At 28.3% G+C, this 26,097-nt stretch carries 20 protein-coding genes; 13 read left to right on the forward strand and 7 right to left on the reverse strand.

Annotation, left to right across the window (positions count from 1 at the left end; all coding sequences use genetic code 4):
* Positions 1-4,553, forward strand: a 4,553-nt coding sequence (locus tag VBM89_RS01160) for a lipoprotein 17-related variable surface protein (protein ID WP_323188494.1), incomplete at its 5' end; no start/stop codon positions are given.
* On the opposite strand, the gene VBM89_RS01165 is transcribed toward VBM89_RS01160, so the two are convergent.
* Positions 4,550-4,714: a hypothetical protein gene (locus VBM89_RS01165; protein ID WP_323188495.1), complete on the reverse strand. Its 165-nt coding sequence runs from the start codon at positions 4,712-4,714 to the stop codon at positions 4,550-4,552. The two genes, VBM89_RS01160 and VBM89_RS01165, sit on opposite strands and share 4 nt — an antisense overlap.
* Before the next feature lie 61 nt (positions 4,715-4,775).
* On the opposite strand from VBM89_RS01165, the gene VBM89_RS01170 reads away from it, so the two are divergent.
* Complete coding sequence (locus tag VBM89_RS01170) at positions 4,776-5,873, forward strand: hypothetical protein (RefSeq protein WP_323188496.1); 1,098 nt, start codon at positions 4,776-4,778, stop codon at positions 5,871-5,873.
* Positions 5,874-6,178: 305 nt separating this feature from the next.
* Positions 6,179-7,051, forward strand: a complete 873-nt coding sequence (locus VBM89_RS01175; protein WP_323188497.1) for a hypothetical protein — start codon at positions 6,179-6,181, stop codon at positions 7,049-7,051.
* A 144-nt stretch (positions 7,052-7,195) separates the two neighbouring features.
* Here the strand turns inward: VBM89_RS01175 and VBM89_RS01180 are convergent, their stop codons facing one another.
* The 4 genes from VBM89_RS01180 to mutM all read right to left on the reverse strand — a co-directional run bounded on the left by VBM89_RS01180 (position 7,196) and on the right by mutM (position 11,905).
* Entirely contained in the window at positions 7,196-9,967 is a 2,772-nt protein-coding gene (locus tag VBM89_RS01180; RefSeq protein WP_323188498.1) for a cation-translocating P-type ATPase, read from the reverse strand.
* Positions 9,968-10,186: 219 nt separating this feature from the next.
* Positions 10,187-10,522 (reverse strand): Smr/MutS family protein, encoded by a 336-nt coding sequence (locus tag VBM89_RS01185; RefSeq protein WP_323188499.1) that lies wholly within the window; start codon positions 10,520-10,522, stop codon positions 10,187-10,189.
* Positions 10,513-11,049, reverse strand: coding sequence for an isochorismatase family cysteine hydrolase (locus VBM89_RS01190; RefSeq protein WP_323188500.1), 537 nt, complete (start codon positions 11,047-11,049; stop codon positions 10,513-10,515). The genes VBM89_RS01185 and VBM89_RS01190 overlap by 10 nt, the downstream gene beginning before the upstream one ends.
* A 1-nt stretch (position 11,050) precedes the next feature.
* Positions 11,051-11,905 (reverse strand): bifunctional DNA-formamidopyrimidine glycosylase/DNA-(apurinic or apyrimidinic site) lyase, encoded by an 855-nt coding sequence (gene mutM / locus VBM89_RS01195; protein WP_323188501.1) that lies wholly within the window; start codon positions 11,903-11,905, stop codon positions 11,051-11,053.
* A gap of 99 nt (positions 11,906-12,004) precedes the next feature.
* Here mutM and VBM89_RS01200 point away from each other — a divergent pair, with 99 nt between their 5' ends.
* From VBM89_RS01200 to VBM89_RS01220, 5 genes are all read left to right on the forward strand, one after another.
* Positions 12,005-12,475, forward strand: coding sequence for an L-threonylcarbamoyladenylate synthase (locus VBM89_RS01200; protein ID WP_323188502.1), 471 nt, complete (start codon positions 12,005-12,007; stop codon positions 12,473-12,475).
* Between the two features lie 282 nt (positions 12,476-12,757).
* A complete protein-coding gene (deoD, locus tag VBM89_RS01205; RefSeq protein WP_257088632.1) occupies positions 12,758-13,462 on the forward strand; it encodes a purine-nucleoside phosphorylase in 705 nt (234 codons plus the stop codon).
* 1 nt (position 13,463) lies between these two features.
* A complete protein-coding gene (locus VBM89_RS01210) occupies positions 13,464-14,759 on the forward strand; it encodes a pyrimidine-nucleoside phosphorylase (protein WP_323188503.1) in 1,296 nt (431 codons plus the stop codon).
* A gap of 48 nt (positions 14,760-14,807) precedes the next feature.
* A complete protein-coding gene (gene deoC, locus VBM89_RS01215; RefSeq protein WP_323188504.1) occupies positions 14,808-15,470 on the forward strand; it encodes a deoxyribose-phosphate aldolase in 663 nt (220 codons plus the stop codon).
* A gap of 107 nt (positions 15,471-15,577) precedes the next feature.
* A complete protein-coding gene (locus VBM89_RS01220) occupies positions 15,578-16,000 on the forward strand; it encodes a hypothetical protein (protein ID WP_323188505.1) in 423 nt (140 codons plus the stop codon).
* Between the two features lie 78 nt (positions 16,001-16,078).
* Here VBM89_RS01220 and VBM89_RS01225 read toward each other — a convergent pair whose 3' ends face one another.
* The gene (locus VBM89_RS01225) at positions 16,079-16,309 is read right to left on the reverse strand and encodes a hypothetical protein (RefSeq protein WP_257088624.1); all 231 of its coding nucleotides are present in this window, start codon (positions 16,307-16,309) and stop codon (positions 16,079-16,081) included.
* Entirely contained in the window at positions 16,302-17,150 is an 849-nt protein-coding gene (locus VBM89_RS01230; protein ID WP_323188506.1) for a DegV family protein, read from the reverse strand. Before VBM89_RS01230 ends, VBM89_RS01225 begins: the two co-directional genes overlap by 8 nt.
* Positions 17,151-17,371: 221 nt before the next feature.
* On the opposite strand from VBM89_RS01230, the gene VBM89_RS01235 reads away from it, so the two are divergent.
* Genes VBM89_RS01235 through VBM89_RS01255 form a run of 5 tightly spaced genes read left to right on the forward strand, consistent with a single transcriptional unit; the run spans position 17,372 to position 25,950 of the window.
* The gene (locus VBM89_RS01235; protein WP_323188507.1) at positions 17,372-17,725 is read left to right on the forward strand and encodes a PTS glucose transporter subunit IIB; all 354 of its coding nucleotides are present in this window, start codon (positions 17,372-17,374) and stop codon (positions 17,723-17,725) included.
* 12 nt (positions 17,726-17,737) lie between these two features.
* On the forward strand, positions 17,738-21,874 hold the full coding sequence (locus VBM89_RS01240; RefSeq protein ID WP_323188508.1) for an AAA domain-containing protein: 4,137 nt from the start codon (positions 17,738-17,740) through the stop codon (positions 21,872-21,874).
* Positions 21,875-21,892: 18 nt separating this feature from the next.
* A complete protein-coding gene (locus VBM89_RS01245; RefSeq protein WP_323188509.1) occupies positions 21,893-22,279 on the forward strand; it encodes a transcriptional regulator in 387 nt (128 codons plus the stop codon).
* 1 nt (position 22,280) lies between these two features.
* Positions 22,281-24,041: an ABC transporter ATP-binding protein gene (locus VBM89_RS01250; RefSeq protein WP_323188510.1), complete on the forward strand. Its 1,761-nt coding sequence runs from the start codon at positions 22,281-22,283 to the stop codon at positions 24,039-24,041.
* Positions 24,019-25,950 (forward strand): ABC transporter ATP-binding protein, encoded by a 1,932-nt coding sequence (locus tag VBM89_RS01255; RefSeq protein ID WP_323188511.1) that lies wholly within the window; start codon positions 24,019-24,021, stop codon positions 25,948-25,950. Before VBM89_RS01250 ends, VBM89_RS01255 begins: the two co-directional genes overlap by 23 nt.
* Positions 25,951-26,097: the final 147 nt, after the last annotated feature.

Here is a 26,097-nt window from a genome sequence, read left to right on the forward strand (position 1 = left end):
TAAACGGAAAAATTACAGCACTTAATAATGCTGTTACTGCTTTAAATGGTGAAGAGAGATTAAAAGCTGCTAAAGATGAAGCGATTAGAAAAATTAATTCCGAATACTCATATTTAACACAAAAGCAAAAAGAAAAAGCAATTGAATTAATTAATAGCAAAAATACTATTGAAGATGTTAATAATCAAGATACAACTAATAAAGCTTTAGATTCTTCAATGAAGACTTTAAAAGACTATATTTCTAATCAAGAAAAAGTTACTTCAAGCAATGATTACACTTATACCACTAATGATTTAAGAACTGCTTATGATGGTAACCCAACTAAAAATAACAATGTAAAAAGTGGTGCGATTAAAGAAGCAGAAGATTTAGTAACTGCTTTAAATACTGAAAATAATTCTGATTTGATGAATAAAGCAACAGTTGACGCTTTAAACGAAAAAATTAAAGCGGCAATTAATGCTTTAAATGGACAAGAACGTTATGAAGCTGAAGTTGCAAGATTAAATGGATTAAATACTGCAACTGCCAAAGTTAAAGATAATATAAAAACAACTGATACAGCAAGCGAAATTTCAAATGAAGAAATTGAATTTAATAATGATACTATTCCACAAGATGCTCAACCGGTTGATTTAAATATTACTAATAGAAATGAAGTAACAGGTAAATTAGAATTAAGTTACAAATATCAATCAACTAAAGAAAATCTTGAAAGTGTTCAATCAAGTAAAACTTATACTTTAAATAATGATAATGCCTTAAACACTTTAACTGAGCAAGAAAGATTAGATCAATTAGTTCGAGATGAAGCTGTTACTAAAACTGTTGATTTTAATGGCACAGATAAAAAATCTGTTGCTGTTAGTGATTTAACAAAAGATAATTTTACAACTTCTATTAGTCCATCTAATAATGCTAAAGTAATTATCGATAAAATTGAACCCGATCCAGATGATTCAAGAGGAGTAATTGTAACTTATAAATTAGAATCAACCAAAGATAACTTAGATAATAAAAAAGTTGTTTCAAGCAAAAGTTTAACTACTAAAATAACTGGCTTTATGACCAGAGAAGAAAAAGAACAAAAAACTATTAATAGCTATAATACAAGTAATTTTTTAGGCACTCCTGATCCTCTTACTCAAGCATCAGAATTCGTAAATAAATTATCAGAAGTTAATATTGCTTTTGATGCTAGTGATAATCTTGATCATTCAAATGAAACCATTGTGGTTAAATCAATTAAATCTTGAGATGATAGAACCGGAACATTAGTAGCTAATTTTGTGGTGCAAAGTAATAAAAACGGTAAAGTTCTTACTTCAGATCTTAAAACTATAACTATTAATGGCTATATGACTGAAGAGGAAAGATTAAACGATTTATTAATAAATAGATCTAAAAAAATTGAATTTAATGGTGATAAACCACAAAACAAAACTACTGTAGATGAAGTTAAATTAGCACAATTATCAGGATATTTAGCAGGATCAAATAATAAAGTTAAATTAATAATTGATGAAATTACTGCAAGAGATAACCAAAACGGCGCACTTACTTTCAAATATCATCTCTTATCTACTCGAACAGATATTCCTAATAACAACATTGTTTCTCAGTCAAGAACTTATTCTTTAAGTCCTTTTCAAACTGATGTTGAAAGAGAAAAAGAAAATGAGAGAGAAAAAGAAAATTTAAAAGCTAAAGGAATTGATGATTTAGAAATAAATGTAACTAAAAATAAATTAGCTTCTGAATATAATGCCGATGAAATTACTTTAAGTGCTAAAGATTCTAACGTTAGTGTAATTGATAAAAAAATTATTGGTTACAATGACATCACTGGTGAAATTAAACTTTCATATAAACTAAAAAGTAATCAAAACAATATTGAATCTGATACCAAAGAAATTATTCTTAGTGGCTTCAAGACTGAAAGTCAAAGATTGAATGAACTTTTAAATACTTTAAGTAAAGAAGATATTAGTTTTGATGGAAATAAAAAGGACCAATTACCTTCAGTTGAGCCAGCTAATAATAAAAATAATTATTCTTATGATGAAACTAAAAAAACTGCCAACAAAGCTAATATAGAAATTAATTCAATTACTCCTAATAATCAAGCTGGAGAAAATACTTTAAATCTCAAATTAATTTCAACTAAAACACAAAATGAATTAGTTTCAAATTGAGAAATTGATAATTTTGTTGCACCTGAAAGTAATAATAAAAACTCAGTAATTGATGGTTTTAGAACTAAGGGAGAGCAAGATAGAATAGATCGTGATGCAGAAAAAGAGCGTTTAAATAATTTAACTGTTGTACTAGATCATGAAGATAAAATTACAACTTTACCTTCAGGTGCAGTTATTAAAAAAGTAATTGCATCTATTCAAGAAGCTAATCCTGAAGCCAGAGTTGTAATTGATAGTATTGATGCAAGACACGAAATTGAAGGTTATATTGAAATCCAATACCATTTAGTTTCTGAAAAAAGCGGTGAAGTTTATCAAGATGTAACTTCAGAGAATAAATATGCGCAAATTAATGGCTTCAAAACTGAGCAAATGCGTCTTGATGAAATTATGCAAAAATTAGCAATTGAAGCTGGAATTAAAAATATTTCAAGCGATAAATATAATAAATTAAAGGCATCAAAATTATTAAAAGATTTAATTTTAAATAAATTAACAACTAATCAAGATACAAGCTATAACTTAAAAGTAGTAGATAAATCAGCTAATGATAACGCAGGTGAAATTAGTTATACATGACAAATTATTTCTAATAGAGGTGTGGTTAATTCACAAAACTTGAATACTGTAACTTCAAGCGACGAATATAACAAATCAGGTACTTTAAGTGGCTTTAAAACTTTAGAGCAAATTGAAAAAGAAAGATTAAATTCTCTTGATTTTAGTGACAAAGTTGAAAATGGCGTTCTTTATCGTATTGATTATCCAAATAAAGCAAATGAACAAGCTTCAAGTTTAACAGATGCAACCACTAATTGAACTTGAGATACATTAAATAAAGATAATTATGAATTTATTAATCAAAAAATTATTGGTTACAATGATTTAACTGGTGAAATTCGTTTAAGTTTCCAAACTAGATCAACCAAACCAGACTTTACTTCTGTAGTTTCTGATACTAAAGAAATTATTATTAGTGGATTTGAAACAGAATTACAAAGATTAAATAAATTAATTGATGCTAATCCATATGATATTTCATTAAATAACACTGTTAATAAAGCAAATAAAAAAGCTTCAACTTTAAATAAAGATGATTTTAGTGCTTCATTTAAAGAAAATGCCGACAATACAAGCTATCACATCTCTGATTTACTTCTAACAGATTCTAATGATAATACAGGTCAAATTGGAGTTAAATACAAATTAATTTCAAATAGACAAGTAAATACTGATCAAAATGATTTGAAAAAATTAGTAAGCGATTGAAAAGAAACATTCAATGAACAAAAAGTAATTTCTAAGGAATCAACTCCTGTTAATTTTGATGGATTCTTAACTAATATCGAAGAAGAGAAAAGAAGAATTGAAAACTTCTTACCAGAAATTGTGCTTGATTTTACAAATCGTGATCAATACTTACCGCTTTATAATGAAAAAGATGTAATTGATTCAAAAGTAATTGTTAAATTAAACAACAATGAAACTTTAGAACAAAATCAAATTAAAGTTAAAGAAAATTCATTAACTATTACTGAACGTGATGATCGTGAAGGATATATCAAAGTAACTTATACATTGCAATCAACTAAACCAGGTTTAGAAGGCGCAGAAATTGTTGTTAATGAAACAAGAAGTGCTAATACTAATAAATTAAGCGGTTTTAAAACCGAATTACAAAGATTAGAAGATCTAGTTTTTGATTTAAATAATAGTGTTAGTGATAAAAATAAAAAACAAGCTTCAGATACTACAATTACTATCAGTAATTTAAGTCAAAACGATGCTAAAACTGCCAATATTACAATTAGCAATAAAACTCATGATGATAGAAATGGTACTTTAAGCGGTACTTATAGCATTTATTCAACAAGAGACGGTTTAAATGACATTCATGTTGATGATAAAAAATTCACTATTAACGGATTTTTAACTGAAAAAGAAAGAATTAATAATTTATTAGCAGATGATACAATTCAATCTCATGTTGAATACAAATTAGATAATCAAGCTGAAATTTTACCTTCAGAATTATTAGCTAATAAAGATGAAGTATTAAATAATTTAAGTACATATTTTGATATGAACTTAGATAATGAAGCGATTAATCAAGTTAATTTAAAAATTGTTGAGTTAAGCGCTGATGATGCTAATGGTTCAATTACCTTTAAATATAAAATTGCTTCAACTAAAGAAAACTTAACTGATATTGAATCAGAACAATCTAAAACTATTACTTTAAGTGGTTTCTTAACTGAATTAGACAAGCATAAAAAAGAAGCTAAGAAAACTATTGATGCATTACAAAACATCTCAGAAACACAAAAAGATGCTGCTAAAGCTAAAGTTTAAAAACAAAACACAATTAACAATGTAAATAACATTGTTGCAAATGCAACAGCAGTTGATGCTGCTCTAGGAACAATTAAAGACATTGCCCCAGTTAAAGAAAAAGTTCAATTCAAAGAAGCTGATGCAGACAAACAAAATGCATTAACTACAGCATTAGACAATTTAAATTCATTAGAAAGCAAAGAAGACTTTGAGAACGCTGTAGAAAACTTACAAGATAAAGTGCAAACTCTTAAAGATGCTCACAAAGCATTAAACGGAGATTCAAACTTAGCAAAAGCTAAAGCAGATGCTATTGCTGCTATTGATAAGTTAAATTACTTATCAAAAGCACAAAAAGATGCTGCTAAAGCTGATATCAATGCTAAAGAAGCTGTTACAGATGTAAATAACATTGTGAACAATGCTACTTTAATGAATAATGCTAAAGAAGCTCTAGATAAAGCTTCTAAAGCACAAAAAACAATTGCTTACACAGAAGCTTCAGAACAACCAAAAACTAACTTTGATGAAGCTAAAGCTAATGTAGAAGCAATTAAAGATATTACTAACTTTAATGAGCCAGTAGATAATATCGTTGATTTAACAAATAAATTAAACAATGCAATTGCTGCTCTTGATGGAAGTGTAAGCTTAGATGCTGCTAAAGAAGAAGCTCTTAAAGAACTTGCTAAACTTTCATACTTATCGGATTCAGAAAAATCCAAAGCTTCTGAAGCTATTAAAAACGCTACAGATGCTGAATCATTAGCTAAAGCAATTTCAGATGCTAATGCTCTTAATAAAACTAACTATGATGCAAAAGTAAGTGAATTAGATAACTTAACTAATGAATACTTACAAAGTACATATGGGACAGCTAAATCAAATAAATTAAGAGAAAAAATGGAAGAAGCATTAGCAAAATTTGCTACTAAATCATTTGAAGATACAAATGGTGCAGAAGCTATTGCTAAATCTAAAAACTTGCTTAGTTTAGTTGATTACATCACAACAGATGTATCTAAACCTAAATTTAACACATCATCAGAAGCTTCATCATTAAGCAACATTGACCAGTTCTCAAAAGCTTTAAATGATAATAATTACTTTAACATTGCCACAAAAGACAAATCACAAATTAAAGCTGATGATGTAAAAAACTTAAAACAAATTATTTCTAATATTGCAAAGATCAACAACTTAAATGTGCTTACAACAGCGATTGTAAAATCATTAAAAGAAACATCACCAATCTTAATCTGACCATACTTTGTAGCTGCTTCAGCTGTAACTTGATTAATTGGTATGTTAATCTTTGTATTTGGTAGAAAGAAATAAAAAATTAACTAACGATTAATAAACAATCAAAATCAATCAGTACTAGATAAAAATAGTGCTGATTTTTTTGTATTTTTTAAAAATCTAAAAATTTCATAATGCGAAACTTTAAGGGTAAAATATGTAAAAAATTACTTTTGCAAAAAAAAAAAAAAGATGCTTCAAAGATGATTTTTATGCTATTTATAGGTATAATTAATATGAATATTTTACTTATAAAAAAGACAAGAATAAAATAAGTGCTTTTCTAGCTTAAAAATTAATATTTTTAGCTTCCTTAAGTATTTATTGAAAAAGGAAATTTTATGAACTTAAAAAATAAGAAAAAATGAATTCTTTTACCTTTAGGCGCAGGAGTTGCAGCTCCACTTGCTTTACTTACAACAGTAAGTGCAACAACTGAAAATGTAACAACTACAAATACAAATCCTGAAATTAATGCTCCTGAAGGAAGATTAAAATTCAATAATACAAAGAATGAAGCAGTTAAATCACTTAACGACTTATCATTCTTATCAGATGAACCATATCCATATGATTCAGAAAAATTCAAAGCTTCTGAAGCTATTAAATCTGCTAAATCAAATGAAGAACTACAAAAAGCTATTGAAGATGCTAAAGCTTTAAACAAAGCTAACTATGATGCACAAGTATCTGAGTTAGAAAGCTTAACAAACCAATACTTAGCAAGTACATATGGAACTGAAAAAGCAAATGTTTTAAGAAAACAAATTGAAAATAAAATTGCTATGTTCAATTCAAAATCATACAAAGAAGAATCTGGAGAAAAAGCAGTTGCTAAAGCTCAAAATTTACTTGACTTAGTTGACTACTTAACATCAAAAGTTTCAGAATACAAATTTAATAAAACAGCTAAACAATTAGATTTAGCTAACTTAAATGAGTTTAAAAAATTATTAACAACATACGATTACTTCAACATTCAACTTAAAGACAGAAGCGACATAAAATCAGATGATGTTAAAAACATGAAACAATTAGCTCTTGATGTTTCAAAAATCAAAGATCTTAATGTTTTAGTAACTGCTGTTAAAAAATCATTAGTTAACAGAGTTCCACGCTTAGTATGACCATATGTTGTTGCTGGTTCATTAATTGCCTTCTTAAGTGGTATTTTCATTGCAACTGCTGCTAGAAGAAAAAACAAAAACAAATAATGATTTAATTTAAAAAAAAATCAGTATCACTCACATGGTACTGTTTTTTTATACTCTAATGTGTAAAATTATGCAAAAATTCTAAAAAAATAAAAAAAACAGTCAAACTGATTAATTTAACTGTTTATATGATTTGTAAGGTAATTAGTTTTTCTTTGCTAATTTAGCTTTGATGTGATTGTTAGGGTTAAATTTAATAAATTTGTAAAGTTTGTAGAATTCAAATGAAACTGTAAGGACAAATCCAAGCAATAATGGAATTAGTCAGTAAACAACTGAGTATGATGCTCCTAAACTAATTAATTTTGCATCATTTACAAACTCAACAATATCAACATTTCCGAACACTGAAGCAAGTCCAGGAATGAATGCTGAAGCAACAACACAGATAAAGCTGAATGCTGAAGCTAAGTAAACTAAGTAGTATTTTTTAATGTTTGTTACAAAAATGCTTTTTGAAGACATTAAGTTAAGTGAGTTAATACTTGAACCAATACCTAATGTAATGAATGTAGCAGAAGATGTAAGTTTTACAAATCATTCACCTTTAATACCTTGTGATTGAGCATATAACCCAACAAATAAGTATGAAAGTAATGATACAAATCCTAAGATTGAACTTTGGATAATTAAACTAATACCCATTCCATTTGCGAAGATACTATCATTTTTATTAAATGGTTTACGTTTCATAACATCTTCTTCATTTGGAACCATTCCAAGTGCAATAGCAGGAAGTCCGTGTGTAAGAAGGTTAATTCATAATAATTGTGCAGCTGTAAGAACAATAAATTCAGCTGTATTGATTGCATCTTTAAAGATAAATCTAAAGATGAATAAACCAAATAACATAACAATAATTTCTGTTAATGAAGAAATAAGTAAGTTTAAGATAACTGTTTTAATTCTGTCGAATGTTTCTCTACCACTTTTTACAGCGTGTACAATGGTGTTAAAGTTGTCATCAGTTAAAATAACATCAGCAGCTTGTTTAGAAACGTCTGTTCCTGTAATTCCCATTGCACAACCAACGTCGGCTGCTTTAAGAGCAGGGGCATCATTAACGCCGTCTCCTGTCATAGCAACAACTTGATTATGTGCTTGTCAAGCTTTAACAATACGTAATTTGTCAGATGGATTTACACGAGCATATACAGAAATGTTTTTAACTTGTTCTAATAATTGTTCATCACTCATTTCTGCTAATTGTTTTCCATCAATTGCAATATCTCCATCTTTGAAAATTGATAAGCTTTTTGCAATTGAAATAGCAGTTGTCAAGTGATCACCTGTAATCATAACTGTTTTAATTCCAGCTGCAGTAGCTTCTTCGATTGAAGCTTTAACTGAAGCTCTAGGTGGATCAATCATTCCGATTAATCCTAAGAATACTAAATCGTTTTCATCTTCAACACTAATTGAAGTTGTATCAGGTTTCATTTTTTTGTATCCAACAGCAATAACTCTGATTGAATCGTTTGATCATTGTTCATTGATGTGTGAATATTCATCAGCTTTATTTTTTGATTTAGCTAAGACTACATCAGGAGCACCTTTTGTAATCATTACTCTAGTACCTTCAGGTGTTTCGATTAATACTGACATTGTTTTTCTGTCACTATCAAATGGAAGTGAAGAAATCTTTTTGTATTTAGAATAGAAACTATCTTTTGAATTGTTATTTTCAATTCCAAATCTTAAGATAGCTGTTTCAGTAGGGTCTCCAACTTCGTTGTAACCATTTTCAAGTTTTGTAACTTCTGCATCACAACAAGCAACAAATGATGCTAATGTTTGTGATTTAGCTAAGTTTTTATTATTTGGATCAGCTGCTTCAAAGAATTTAACAACTGTCATTTTGTTTTCAGTTAATGTTCCTGTTTTGTCTGAACAAATAATCGATGTAGAACCTAATGTTTCAACAACAGGGAATGCTTTGATAATTGCATTTTGTTTTGTCATTCTTGAAACACCTATTGCTAAAAGAACTGTTGTGAAAGTAATTAACCCCTCAGGAATTGCAGCTACTGCAAGTGAAATACCAATAACAACAGCGTTTGAGTACACTTGAGGTTCATCTCAAGTGTTTGAAATTGTGTTTGTTAAAACAATTTGTAAGATTGTTGTTAAGAACAATAATACAATACCAGCAATTCCAAAGATTTTACTTAATTTGTTTAATTTAATTTGTAATGGTGAAAGTTGAACTTCTTGTTCTTGGATAGATGAGTTAATCTTTCCGATTTCTGTGTTAGCCCCAATTGCTTTTACAAGTGCAATTGCTCTACCATTTACAACGTATGTACTTGAGTAAATTTGATTGTATCTGTCACCTAATGGTAAAGATTCGATGTTTTCAATAGTTCCAACTTTTTTATCTACAGCAAGTGATTCACCAGTTAATGATGATTCAACTACACTAAGTGAGTAAGATTCAACTAATTCAGCATCAGCAGAGATGTAATCTCCAGCTTCAACCACAATTAAATCACCAATTGTAACTTGTGATGATGGAATAATAACTGTTTTTCCATCTCTTATAACTTTAGCCATAAGCTCATTAGATTTAGCTAATGCAGCTACAGCTTGATCACTCTTGATTTCCTGATAAGTTCCAAGCATAGAGTTAAGTGCTACAACTACTAAAATGATGAATGGTTCAATATATGCAATAACGATTTCACTAGTTGTTTTTAATCTACCATCAACGTGTTCTCAAATAGTAACACCAAAACTAAATGCAGCAGCAATTAAAAGAATGATGATCATAAAATCTTTAAATTGATTTAAGAAAATTAAAAAGATATTCTTTTTCTTTTTAGTTTCAATTGTGTTTAAACCAAATTGTTGATTTCTTTTAAGTGCTTCCTCAGAACTTAAACCAAGTTTTAAATCAGTTTGTGTTAAGTTTTCCATTTTTTCTCCTTTCTTATTTAATTTAACTTATAAATAAGTTAAATAATTATACCTTTTGTTTCCTATTTGCTAAATTTAATATTTTGAAGCTACAAAATACAAAAACCACTAGCACATAAACTTAAAAGTCTTTAACTAGTGGTCAATTATTAAAGGCATTTTCCTGCTTTATTTAGATTTCGATAATCCTGATAAATCTAAATTTAAAGCAATTTATTCTTATTCTTCTTTTTCGTTCTTGAAGTTATTAAATAAATTATCTACATCTAATGGTGACATCGAAAATTCTTCATCGTCTTCATATGAATCATAGTCATATGTTGAATATGGTTCATTGAATCTATTTATTAAATAGGCTCCATCGTCATTAAAAATAGAGTATCTAATATTATTAGAATGTAAGTAGTTTTCTAACGTAGTTTTTAAAATACCAGTACCTTTACCTGTGATGAACATAATTTGGTCAACTTTACCAGTTTTATAATCAAACAAATTGTTTGTAATTACAATTAGAGCTTCTTCAGCTAATAAACCGTGTAAATCAACTACTCTCATACTCTAATTTTAATTCCTGCGTTTTTCATTATGTCTAGAGCAAAGTTGTGGAATTTGTCTCCATCATGTTCATGAGCATCATATGTATCAGTTGCATTTGAATAAACTATGACTTTTTTATCTGAATTTATTTTGTTCAAGTAAATTTTTAAACTTAAAGCAAGTTGCATAACACAAATATCTGTGCAACAACCTACAAGCACAAATTCATCATATTGATCTCATAATTTCATTGGAATATCGTAAAACCCATTTGTAGTATTTTTATAATAAATTTTTTGAACATATTCTTGTAATTCAGGAACTATTTGTGATTCTTTATCATTAGCTAAACAGTGAATTGGATAAGTTTTCATTTCCAAATCATCTTCAGAATGATGGTCGCATATGAAAATATTATGCTCATAGTTTTGCAACATATCTTCTATAGTAGGAATAATGTTATTTATTCTACTTGAAGATAATTTCCCTTCTTTAGCAAAACCGTTAAGCATATCTATTACTATTAATAAACTTTTTTTATTCATCTTATTGTTCTTTTTGACAAACAGGACAGAATGATGTTCCTCTCCCGTTTGGTTTAAAGTCTAATTTAACTTTTTGAACAATTCCTTCTTTACATACTAAGCAACGTTTATTAGCTCTGCTATAAACTCTTAAATAGTTTTGATAATGTCCAACCACACCATTAACTGATGCATAAGTGTGAACTGTGCTGCCACCTGCTTTGATGCTGTCGTCCATAATGATTTGTGCATTTTTTAAAAGTTCTTTAAGTTGTTCTTTAGTTACTTTGTTGCATTTAGTCATTGGGTAAATTTTAGATGCAAATAAAGATTCATCTGCATAAATGTTACCAATACCTAAAACAAGTTGTTGATCTAATAATGCAGCTTTAATTGAAATGTTTTTTCTCTGTAATTTTTCATATAAAGCATCAACATCTACATCTTTAGGTAACTTAGCTAACTTTTTAATTTCATAAACACTTCTTTTATCAGAGTTTGCAAAGTATTCAATCGATCCGAACATTCTTGGATCAACAAAAACGAAACATAAGTTGTCAGATAAATAAAATTCAACAATTATATGATTTACCATTTTCTTTAAATCAGCTAAATGTTGTTGTTCAACAACATAAAACATACCTGACATTCTTAAATGGATAACCATTTTAGAATTGTCATCTAAATAAATTGTGATGAATTTACCATAGTTTTGAATTTGGATAATTTTCTTATCAGTAACTGATTTTACAAACTCATCCAAAGGTACATTTTTAATAATTTTAGAAACATTAATTTGTACATTTTTGATAGTTTTGTTTAATATTTTTTTATTTAATTGTTCTGTGATTATAGTCACTTCAGGGTATTCTGGCATTTTTACCTCCATTTTTTTAGGGTTAAAAGTTTTTTAAATAAATTTAAAAAAAATTTAATTTAGTATATATATTTTACTCTATAAGAGTAAAATTAAAATATGGAAAGATCAAAATATAAAGATATTTTCCTAGTATCTACAGATACTGTACCTGGACTTGGTGGTTTTGTTTCTCTTGAAACATTAGAAGCACTTTATGAACTTAAACAAAGACCATTAGATAAAAAGATGGTAATTGTTGTAGGTTCATTAGAACAAGCTCAAGGATTTGCGCAATGAAATGAAGAAGCAAATGCATTTGCTATTCATAAATGACCTGGTGCAAATACAATTATTGTAAATGATCAAGGTTTCAGAATGCCAGCTTGCAAAGCATTTCAAGAGTTCTTAATCAAAAATGGTCCAATGTATTTAACAAGTGCTAATTTATCAGGACAACCAGCTTCGAAAACTTTAGAAGAAGCTAAAACACAATTCCCGATGATCCAAAATGTTATTGACTTCTGTGAAGGAACAGGAACGCCAAGTACAATTTATAATTTAGATACTAGAGAAACTATCAGACGTTAAAATGTCTATAAAAAAACTCAAAAATAGAACTTTTGTCAAAGTTTTGTTTTTGGTTTGCATTTTATAATAACTGCTTCCATTAAATAAATTTATATATGAAATTATTTTGTGCATATTTTAGTTAGTCTGCTTGACTAACTTTTTTATTTTCCTTATTAATAATATATTATTAATAATTCTTTTAACTTTTTGTTTTAAGTGTTAAAATATTTTTGACTAAAAATAGTCCACATCATACTTAATATTTTGATGTTTTTAATTTATTAAATTTAGGAGGAAAAAATGACACCACACATTCATGCTAAAAAAGGTGAAATAGCTAAAACAGTTATTATGCCAGGTGACCCATTAAGAGCAAAATTTATTGCTGAAACATACTTAGATGAAGGGTTCAAATTAGTTAATACAGTTAGAAATATGTTTATGTACACAGGTACATACAAAGGAAGACCAATCACTGTAGCAGCTAGTGGAATGGGATGTCCTTCAATCGGGATTTACTCATATGAATTATTCAAATTTTATGATGTAGATAGAATTATTAGAATTGGTTCAGCTGGATCATACAAAGCTGACTTAGGACTTTACGAAGTTGTTTTAGCATCAGAAGCTTTTGCTGACGCTGATGCATTTAGAAGAATTGCTTTAGGAAAAGAAGGAAACATTTCATTACCTTCAGCAAAATTAAACGAAGAAATTAAAGCTATTGCTGCTTCACAAGGAACAAAAATTACTGAAGGAAGAGTACATTCATCAGATATATTCTACTCAGTTGTTCCACTTGAACAAAGAATTGAAGAAACACAATCAGTTTGTGTTGAAATGGAATCATTTGCATTATTCACAAATGCTGAAGCTACAGGAAAAGAAGCTGCTTGTTTATTAACAATTTCAGATAACTTAATTACACACGAAGAAACATCAGCTGAAGAACGTCAAACAGCATTTACAAAAATGATGGAGATTGCTTTAGAATTAGCAAAATAATATGCGTGTAGTAGATATTATTGAGAAAAAACGTTTAAATCATGAACTAACAAATGAAGAAATTGAATTTTTAATTAATTCATATGTTAGAGGTGAAGCGCCAGATTACCAAATGAGTGCATTCTTAATGGCAGTTATGTTCAATGGAATGAACTCAAGAGAAATTGCAACAATGACAAAATATATGATGCATTCTGGTGAAGTTATGAACTTATCAGCTATTCCTGGTATTAAAGTTGACAAACACTCAACAGGTGGAATTGGAGATAAAACAACTTTAGCAGTAGGACCAATCGTTGCTGCTTTAGGGGCTCCAGTTGCTAAAATGAGTGGTAGAGGACTTGGGCACACAGGTGGAACTATCGATAAATTAGAAACAATTCCAGGTTTCACAGTTGAATTATCTGAAAAAGAATTTATCGAACAAGTTAAAGAACATGGTATTGCAGTTATTGGACAATCTGCATCACTTGTTCCAGCTGACAAAAAATTATATGCATTAAGAGATGTTACAGCAACAGTTGAATCTATTCCACTTATTGCTTCATCTATTATGTCTAAAAAATTAGCAACAGGTTCAAACGCTATCTTACTTGATGTTAAATGTGGAAATGGTGCTTTTATGAAAAATGAAAAAAGCGCTATTGCATTAGCTGAAACAATGATTAACATTGGTAAAGAACTTAATGTAGACACAAGAGCTGAAATTACAAATATGTCAAGACCAATTGGTCGTGAAATCGGTAACAAAAACGAGGTTCTTGAAGCAATTAGAACTCTTGAAGGAAAAGGACCTGAAGATTTCAATGAATTAGTTTATTCATCTTGTGCAACAATTTTAGAACAAGCTAAAATTGCTAAATCACACGATGAAGCACTTAAAATGGTTGATGAAGTTATTAAAAACGGAAAAGCTCTTGAAAAATTCTATGAATTTGTAAGAGTACAACATGGTGATGTAGAAGCTCTTAAATCACCTACATTCTGAAATCCTAAATACAAATTAGAAGTTATTTCAGAAGATGAAGGATACTTAGAAATCTTTGACGCTTTAACATTTGGTATTGTTTCAATGAAATTAGGTGCTGGAAGAAAAACAAAAGAAGACAGCATTGACAATGAAGCTGGAATTACATTGAACAAGAAAACAAATGAAGAAGTTAAAAAAGGTGATGTATTATTCACATTATATTCATCAAACCCAATCGATGTTGAATTAGTTAACGAACTTAAACAAGGATACAAATTCAATAAAGAAAAAGTTGAAAACAAAATTATTATTGCTAAATTACAATAATTACATTAAACACTTAATTTAAATAGTTAAATTTAAACAAAGGATAAAATGAATTACAACAAATTAATCGATCATACTTTATTAAAAGCTGAAGCGCAAAAAAAAGACATTGATAAATTAATCGACGAAGCTATTAAATATGACTTTGCTACAGTTTGTGTTAACTCAGGATGAGCAAAATATGCAGCTGAAAGATTAGCAGGAACAGGAATCGGTGTTACTGTAGTTGTTGGTTTCCCTTTAGGAGCTAACATTACAGCAGTTAAAGCACACGAAGCTAAATTAGCTATCGAACACGGTGCTACAGAAATTGATATGGTTATGGCTATCGGACGTTTCAAACAAGGAGACTACGAATACGTTCTTAACGACATTAAAAAAGTTAAAGAAGCTTGTGGAGATAAAGTTCTTAAAGTTATCATCGAAACAGCTTTATTATCAGAAGAAGAAATCAGAAAAGCAACTGAAATCGTTATGAAATCAGGTGCTGAATTCATCAAAACTTCAACAGGAACAAGCTTCCGTGGTGCATCATTGGAAGATGTTAAAATTATGAAAAGCGTTTGTGGAGACAAATTACTTATCAAAGCAGCTGGAGGAATTGCAAACATTGATGATTTAATTGCAATGTACGAAGCTGGAGCTACAAGATTTGGAACAAGTCGTTCAATCGCTATTATTGAAGGGAAAACTTCTAAAGAAGGATACTAATCCTTTAATAATTATTAAATCACTATCATAAGATGGTGATTTTTTAATGCGCTTTATTCAAATTAAGTTCAAATTTGACTAAATTTACTAAATAAATGAGGTGCGAAATGAAAAATAAAGAAAAACTTATAGATTTATTTGAAGTCCACGAAATCAGTGATGATTTATTCGACTTCTTATTTAAAAAATCGAAAATGACTGATAAATTAATTATGCCAATCTTACAAGTGGGTAATGAATACTTATTCTGTGAGGTTAAACACAAAAAATTCAAATTAGACACTGATATGGGTCTGCTTTTATATACTGCAGATGGGTTAACTGATTATGAGCTTAATGTAAACACAATATTTAAAATTAAAGAAGATATCTTATTTAAGAATTCATACAACATTAATCACGAAGTACTACATAAGAAAATTAGTGAGTTTAATGAATTAGAAATTCTACAAATCATTCACGATAAGGTTATGGACAATCTAAGAAATGTAAAAGTAATTCAAATAAATCGGTTAAACAATCAAATTTAGTCAAGTTAAACACAAAAACACTAAAATTAGATTAAAAAACATCTTAACAACTACGTTAAGACGTTTTTGATTATGCAATTATATTCATTTAAGTGCAATAGCTGTGATTAAGACAGCTACTAATGCAATTAATAGAACTAAAGAGAAAATAGCTAGTATATATGCTAGTCTGTTTTTCTTATATCTTTTAACAGATGTTTCATCTTTAACATTCTCTTCGATTACTAAATCAACTAATTGAGTATATTTTTTCTCTGATTTGATTGTTGAGTAACCTGGTTTTTTAGCATTTTTCTTTTGTCTAGGCATCGTAACCTTCTTTTGGAGTTATCATAATAGCAAAAGCTTCAGGACCTGTGTGAACTGAAATAACACTTGAAGTAAGTTGTTCATTAACAAGTTTAATCGAGTGTTTTTGCGCTTGTTCTTGAACTAATTTATTAACTTTTTCGTCTATACCGTGCATTCATGTGAAAACGTAATCTTCTGGTTTATCGACTACTTCCATTACTTTTTCAAATAGTTTTTTAATAGCACCTGATGAAGTTAATTTGAATGAAACAAATGAAACTGCGTCATTTTTATCATATGAAAGGACAGGGTAAATACTTACTTTTGAAGCGATAAACTTTTTAACTGATGATAATCTACCACCTGAAATTAAATATTTTAAGTTCATAGGGAGTAAGAATGTGTGTGATTTTTGATTTAGTTTAGCAAGATGATTGATAATAGATTGAACTTCTAAGCCTTGCTCACTTAGTTTTTTAGCATATTTAGCTGCATATAATAATTGAACACCTGCAAAGTGATTATCAACTACATGAACGTTTTTATATTCATTAGACATAGCTGCAACGTGATTTGGTGTAGAAGATAATTTAGATGAGATACCTAAATAAATAACTTCTTGGTTTTCCTCAGCAGCTTTTTTGACTGCGCTTTGAAGGATATCTAATTTTGGTGATGAAGTTTTAATATCAGTTGCAGTAGCAAGCTGATCTAAAACTTCAAGGGGGTCAACTATACCATCTTGATAAACTTTTTTATCAATTTCTATCTGTAATGGTAAATAATAAAATCCGTGAGCTTCTGCTTCGCTTTTTGAGATTCCTGAAAAGGAATCAATGATAATACCTATTTTTTCCATAAAGTAAATTATATAGCAATTTATTGTAAAAAAGTATTATATATACATAAAATGTATATATAAAAATATATGCATTTTTAGTAATAATTTAGTTTCATTTTTTGACTAAAATGCCTTGTACACTATGCTAAAAGTATTTTCACACGTGTATATGTATATTATATGTATATATAATATAAAAAATATTTAATAATAATTATATTTACAATATAATTATTACTATGACTAAACAAATGACAAAGATTATTTTTCTAACTATTATTACGTTAGGTTTCATATGAATTAAATGAAACAAAGAAAAGAAAGCTAAGAACACTATTTACCAAAGTAACAAGCTTCCTTTCAAAGTTGAACAATTAGTTGGTGCTCTAGGTGCTAAAGAAAATATTGATAACTTTGAAGTTAAAATAAGCAGACTAGTTGTAACAGTTAAATCAAACAACAAAGTCGATACAGAAGCTTTAAAAGAATTAAAAGGTGTAAGTGGAATTTTATTATCTAGTTCTAAAGTATCTATAACACTTGGTGAGTATGCTAATGAAACATTTAGACAATTAGAACAACAAGTAAAATAATGAGGTTACAAAATGAGTAAAGAACAAAACAAATATAAGATTATTCTAGATAACTTATTAGATATTTCGCAGACTGATTCTTCTATATTTACAAAAATACAAAATAAATATTTTTATGACTTGTATTCGCTTATAGGAGATAAAAACTGAGATACGTTTTATAACAATGAAACATTTCAAATAAGTGCGCTAGACAATAATGTAATTACTTTGATTGAAAAAATTTCTAATATATCAGGACCTGATAACTTGGTCTTATATTTAGAAAGCAAACTTGATGTATTGCATCATTTAAAAATTAAAGTTAATTTAGAAAACGTACAACAAGATTGAGAATACTACAAGAAAAAGATTTTAAATGACTTACAGTTAATGTTGCAAAAGTCAATCACACAATGAAAATTGTTAGATGACAAAGTAACTAACATTCTTGATGAAACAAATATTTGACCTTTATATATAGGTTTCTTATTTATTTCACTTAAGAAAGATGACAAATTCATTTATGCTCCTTTATTCTTAAAACAAGCTTCAATTGATTTTGTAAATGGTAAACCAATTATTAAATCAGATGGAGATATTAAAGTTAATGAAAAACTTGTATTCTTCTTAAACAATAATGATTTCAAGATTTCTATTGATGCAGAATTTAAAGACTACAAAATTTCTACTTTAATTAATAAGTTACAAGAAGATTGAAACGATTTATTTGATTTACCAGTTTCACTTAAAAATCCTTTTGAGAAAATCTCAAATCCTGAGGAAGAAATTACTAATGAAAATATTAAATTCCATCCAGGTGCTGTTTTAGGAATTTACCAACCTTGAGGTGGGTATGCTAGAAACAGAATGAAAGAGATTGCTCAAAAAGATGAAATTGATAACATCATCAAAGTTGAGTTTAATAAAAACATTTATAAAGCTACAGTTGAGCATAATACATATAGAGATAACACAGGATTAATCAAGATAACAGATTCAAACTTATCTCAAGATAAGGCAATCGTAAGTTCAATGCTTCAAAACACTGTTATTTGAGGTCCACCAGGTACAGGTAAATCTCAAACAATAGTTAATATATTAGCTAACATCTTAGTAAGAAAGAAAACAGCAATTGTTGCTTCGCAAAAGAGAGCTGCGCTTGAAGTTATTAAAAATAGATTAGATGATTTATCTGCATTCTGCTTATTTATATTAAATACAAAGAATACAAACAGAAAATCATTCTATGAACCTATTAAAAAATACTTAGATATGCTTGAGAACTTTAGTGGAACAAATGGATTCCATCCTTTGAATGTTATTTCAGAAAGCGAAATTAACTTTATAGATGCCGCTTCTGAATATTTAAATGATTCACTTGCAAAAGATGTTTTATTAACTTACTACTACTTTGCATCACAAAAGCAAGATTTCGATCATTTAACAGACATCGAGTTTCTATTATCACTTCCAAAAGATGTTAAATATCCAACTGAACCAACAAACCAGCAAACAGCTAAAGAATTACTTAAATTAAGTAAATATAAATATTTACCATTTGTAAAAGAATATAGAAGACTAAAAGAATTAGGTAACTTAATTGACGAAAAATTGCCTGCATTCAATGGTTCATTAAATGATTTAATGAAATTTGTGAACACAATTGGATTTGAGCACATTAATTCAGAACATAGCCCATTTAAAAAACTTAATAATTTAATTACAGCTTACAAAAACATTCAACCTAGACCTCAAAGAATGAGTATAGAAGAAGTCAGAGACTTTGTGGCTCACTTAATAGTGGCTAGAATTAATAAATTTGACGAAAAACTTAAAAAAGAATATAGAGAATTTGCTCAATCAGTAAGAATTCAAAACTTAGAACCTTACAGATTTGTTAAAAAATTCACTGGAATGATTAAACAATTATTCCCGATTGTAGTTGCTACACCTAACGCAGATTTATCAGGTTGATCTAAAGAAGAATTTGATTATGCAATCCTTGATGAATCAAGTCAGATTTTCATTGAAAATGCCATTCCAATTCTTTATTTAGCAAAATTCAAAATCTTTGCTGGTGACACAGAGCAAATGAAACCGACTTCTTGATTCGTGCAACGTATTACAGATGATTCGATTTTCGGTAAAGTTGAATCAGTTCTAGATTATGCACTTTCATTAGGAGTTCATAATGTTATGCTTGATAAGAATTACCGTTCAAATCACGCTGAACTTATGGGGTTCTCATCAAAAACTTTCTACCAAAGTAAACTTAACGTTTTAGATGCTGCTAATGCTTGAAATAATGAACCAATTGAAGTTTACCAAGTAGATGGTTCTTGAGACCAAAACAAAAACATCGTTGAAGCTAAATTAGCTATAGACAAAGTAATAGAAAATATAGATAAATATAAGAAAATAATTCTTTTATCATTTAACGTTAAACAAAGTAATTACATAACAGAATTGATTTACAATCAATATCCATTACTTGAAAAAGCAATTCACAGCAAGAGACTTTTAATCAGAAACATTGAAAACATCCAAGGGGACGAAGCTGACTTAGTTATTGCAACAATTGCTTACGATAAGAACACAAAATTATCATCTACATACGTTTCACGTCCAGGTGGTAAAAATGCTCTTAACGTTGCAATTTCACGTGCTAAAGAAAAAATGATTATCATTAAGACAATCAAATCCGAAGATATCATTTTAACACCTGAAATATCTGACGATATTAGAGTGTTCAAATCTTGACTTCAATTCTTAGAAAAAGAATCAGAACAAAGAAGAATTGAAATCAAAGAATCATTTGATCAAAACCATTATTCAATTTCAAATACTAAACTCAAAGACGACTGATTTAAAAACTTAGTATTTAATAGAATCAAAAGTGCAATTGCATATGATCCAAACTTTGAAGTGTTCAAAGATTACATAGTTGGTTCATTAGATATAGACATTGTAGTTACATACAATAAAATACCATTCAAATGTATTTCATTTGACACAATGTACTATGCGAATTCAAAAGAAAACTTCGTGTCTTTATATGATGCAGTTAAATTCTTAAAATCTAAATCATATGATGTGGAAGTTGTTACACCTATTAACTGAATTTGAATTCAAAATCAAATTGATAGTTGATTTACACCTGAAAAAACAAAAGAGTTTAAATCAACTTCAAAAGGCCAAGTAACAAATACTTACACAATTAACAAAACTGCAGAACACGAAGTTGCTAAAGAACCACAAGTACAAAATCAAATTTTAACTGCACAAATCACAATTGAACCAATTGATGAAGAAGTAGATGAAGTTGATTTAAATATTAATGATGAACAAATAATCGAAGCTGAAGAACAACCTGCAGAGCAAGTTGTAATTCACTCAGAAGAAAAAGCTGAACCTATAACAGAAACTGTTGTAGAGGAACAAATCTTTGACTTTGATTCATCTAATGAAGATGATGATGAAGAAGAAGAAGTTATGAAGAGCAAAACTTCAGAAAGCATTGAAGAACAAAATGAACCTGAAGAAGTCGAAGACACACTTGAAGAAGAAATTGATTCAGAAGATGAATTAGTTGATGAATCAAACTCAGAAAATGATAATAAAATAGAAACTCAAAATGAATCAGATGTTTATGAAGAAATCTGAACATTTGAAGACAATGAAGTTTCAAATGATAATATTGAAACTGAACAAATAATAGAAGATATACAAAATGAAGAAGTTAATGAAGAACCTGTTGCTGTAGAAGAAACAGTAATTAAAGAAGAACAGCCAACAGAAGAAGCATTCATTAACCAAAGTGAAATTGATTCATCATTTGATGACATTTTCCAAATCAAACCAGAAAATATAGAAGAACAAATAACACAAGAATTTGTTGCAGACAGTACTAAAGAACAACAAACTTCTACAGATTCACAAGAATCACAAGTAGATGACCTAGATTACAGTGATGAAGATGATGATAATTTTGTATTAAATTTTGAATCATTCAACCCAAGAGCTGTTACAAAAGAAGAACAAATAACACTTGATAAAGTTGAACAAGCTGAAGAAGTGTTAAATAAGAAAAAATCTCATATAATTCATCCGACGATGCAAGATAAAACAGAAGAATGAATTTATGATGGACAATACGATGACTTTTAATAGATAGGAGAGCTTATCATGACAATCGAAAAATTTTTAACATTTATGTCTAAGGACGTTAAAAGAAATTTAATTATTCACTTATTTACTTGCCATGAAAAAGAATGTGACGTTTTAGATTTAGTTGACCTTTTAAAGGAAAAACAAGCTAATGTTTCAAAACACTTAGGTGATTTAAGAAGAGACAAAGTGGTAGCCAGAACAAAACAAGGTAAAAAATCAAAATACTATGTAACAAATGAATTTAAAAAAGAATATGGTTACTTAGTCGAAGAAATTATGGAACACTCAGATCCTGCTTTACTTGACAAAATGGCTTGCAAATGTTTTGGAGATGGACACGTAATGGAAGTTGGAGAACACAATCACAACTTAAAATACGTTTCAAGCGTAAACAAAAAATAATATGCAAAAACCAATTCCAAAAATTACTTTCTGAAAATTGACAAAAGGCATTCGAATATATAGTCTTTTGTCTATTTTTACAATTTTAGTAGAAGTTTTAATGCAGGTATTTTTACCTGATGTTTCAAAAGACGTAATTAATGCATTGCAAAACAATACTGCTGATATTAATTTCGTACTACAAAAAGGAGCTATTCTAATAGCTCTTGCTCTTATTGCGCTTCTAACAGGTATATTAGGTGCATATTTTTCAAATATCGCATCCACTAGATATGCTCAAAACATCAGAAATGCAATAATTAAACAAGTTAATGAATTTTCATTTGAAGATATTGACCATTTTACAAATGGTTCTATCTTAAATAGATTGAATATAGATGTGAATAATGTTCAAATGTCATTTAGGTTCATAATCGGAACTTTTATTAGGTTACCTATTATCTTCTTATTATCACTTACAATGTCAATTAAACTATCATTGACTTTATCATCTATATTCTTAGTAACATTACCAATATTAAGTGGTTTCTTTGTTTTAATCTGATTTATTAGTTTTCCTAAATTCAAACTAATGTATAAACAATATGATTTATACAATCAAAAAATTCAAGAAAACTTAAACAGTATTAGAACAATCAAATCATATGTAACTGAAAACTCAGAATACAACAAAGTTGCATCTTTAGCTAATACACTTAAAGATACTAACATTAAAGTTAATAAGTACTTAACTTTTAACAGCTTATTAATTAATGGAATAATTTATAGCTCATTTATTACACTTGCGATAGTTGGAACGCAATTGTATTTAGGACAAAAAATTCAAATTGGAACAATTATGGCATTCGGTTCATACATCTGAATGGTTTCAGGTTCTCTAATGGGAATTATGAACGTTTTAAGTCAAATTTTAATGTCAATTCCTGCTTCAAAAAGAATTAAAGAAATTTTAAATTATGTTCCTACTATATTAGATGCAAAAAACTCAATCAAACACAATGTAATTGGTGACATTGAATTTAAGAATGTTTCATTTGCATATGCAAATTCAAGTCATCAAGCGCTCAAAAATATTAATCTTAGAATTCCGGCTAATAGTTCAATCGGAATTATTGGACAAACTGGTTCAGGAAAAACTACACTTATTAACTTAATTCCTAGATTTTATTCAGTTAAAGATGGAGATATTTTAATTGATGGGATTAACATTAATAAGATTCAAAAAGATAATCTAAGACAACAGATTTCTGTTGTATTTCAAGATCCAACTTTATTTAAAGGAACTATTAGAGAAAATATGCTTTTTGCTAATCCTGATGCTACTGATGAGCAAATTTATCAAGCATTATCAGAAGCAAACATTTACGACTATGTCTATGGATTAGAAGATAAATTAGATCACGTAGTAGAACAAAGAGGAAGGAACTTCTCCGGTGGCCAAAAACAAAGATTAGCAATTGCTCAATCATTACTTAAACAACCTAAAGTCTTAATTTTAGATGACTCAACATCAGCGCTTGATTCCAAAACAGAAAATCACGTAAAAAATGCTGTGTCAAAACTACAAAATTGCACCAAAATTATCATTGCACAAAAGATTAGTTCAATCAAAGATTGTGACAATATCATCTTGTTACAAGATGGAAAAATCCAAATTCAAGGTAATCACGAGTATTTACTTAAACATAGTAAATACTATAATGAACTATACCAATCACAACAAAATGCAGGAGGTTTAGATGAGGTCGATGCAATCATTTAAATCACCTAATCACAATCTTAATTTAAAACTAACTAAAGAAGAAAAGTTAGATTCATTTAAGAAATTAGTTTCTTTATTATGAAAACATAATAAAGGATGATTACTTTTAGCTTTTACTTTAGTTATATTTAGTGCAATGGGTAATATATATAACCAACTATTTTTAGGATATGTAATAGTTGACAAATTATTGTTAGGAACAAATCCATTTAATGAAGATAAGTTTTACATAATTATTTGCGTATCTGCACTTATTTTCTTAACAAGTATTATTTGTGATTTCATAGCTAATAGAATAATGATATCTATTACCTATAAAACAATGACTAAACTACGTTTGGACTTGTATGAGCATATACAAACTTTACCTATTAAATACTTTGATTCTAAATCTAAAGGTAATCTAGTATCTAGATTTACTTCAGATATAGATACACTCAGAATGTTTCTATCAAGAACAATAATTACAATTATTCAATCGTTTATAACTTTAACTGTATCACTTACAATCTTATTTGTACTTAACTGATTACTTAGTTTAATAATGGTTGCTTTAACAATACTAATAGCACTTAGTGCATACATTATTAGTAAAAAATCAAGTAAGTACTTTATTAATAAACAAAAAAATAACGGTCAAATGATAGGTTATGCAGAAGAGGTTATTTTAGGACTTAAAACTATTAAAATGTATGGTCAAAGTGCTAATGTAGTTAAGAAGTTCTCTGATATTAATAAAACAGTAACTAAAAACAGTTTTAAATCTGAATTTATTTCTTCAATCATATGACCTTTATCAAAGAACTTAAGCAACATTGCTTATGCTCTTGTTATTATGATTGGAGCAATTGTTGTTATCACAAACCAATCAGGTAACGGAGTTGCTCTGGGATTGACAATCGGTATTGTTGTTTCATTTTCTCAATCAGCTAAAAGTTTCTCAGGCCCAATTTCAACAATGACTCAAACAGTAAGCTCATTTATGCTTGCATTAGCTGGTTCAAAAAGAGTTTTTGATATATTAGCTCAAAAAAGTGAAATTAATCAAGGAACTATCAAATTAGTTAAAGTAATTAATGAAAATGATAAATACACTGAAGTTAATTTAAATGATAAAGACGGTTTCTATGCTTGAAAAACACAAGTAGGAAATCAAATCATTTACCAAAAAGTACAAGGTAAAATTGAATTTAAAAATGTATATTTTAAATACAATGAAAATGATGAAAAATACACATTAAAAGATATTAGTTTTGTAGCTAATCCAGGAGTTAAAATTGCATTTGTTGGACCAACTGGTGCTGGAAAAACAACAATAGTTAACTTAATAACTCGATTTTATGAAGTAACTAATGGAGTGATATTGTATGACAATATACCTATTGAGAATATTGATAAATATTCTCTTAGAAAATCTATTGGTTATGTGCTTCAGGAAACAAGATTGTTTACAGATACAATTCAAAACAATATAACATATGGTTCTGATTTATATGATGAACAAATGCTGTCTAATGTTTCAAGAACAACTAATTTATTTGAACATATAGAAAAACTAGATGATAAATACTCAACTATGTTAACTAATTCAAGTTCTAATTTATCTCAAGGACAAAAACAACTTATTTCTATAGCTAGAGCTAGCTATAAAAATCCAATAGTTTTAATATTAGATGAAGCAACATCTAATATTGATACACATACAGAATTCCAAATAGAAAAAGCAACCGATAAGTTGCTTCAAAACAAAACATCATTTATCATAGCTCACAGATTAAGTACAGTTAAAAATGCTACAAAAATAATTGTTATAAATGATGGACAAATCATTGAGCAAGGTTCTCACGATGAACTTATAAAAAATAAAAATCTATATGCTCAACTATGAGAATATGCTTCAAACAAATAGCAGGAAAAATCAATTTCTTGCTTTTTTATATATAAAAATAGAAAGCTTCACAAATCACAATAATAAACATTTAGTTCACAATTAATCAGTGCTATGCAAATAGTGTTGATTTTTTATATCTTTTTTAAGTTAATTAATTAACTAAGG

The sequence above is a fragment of the Mycoplasma sp. 1199 genome (assembly GCF_034863365.1).
GTDB lineage: Bacteria > Bacillota_I > Bacilli_A > Mycoplasmatales > Metamycoplasmataceae > Mycoplasmopsis.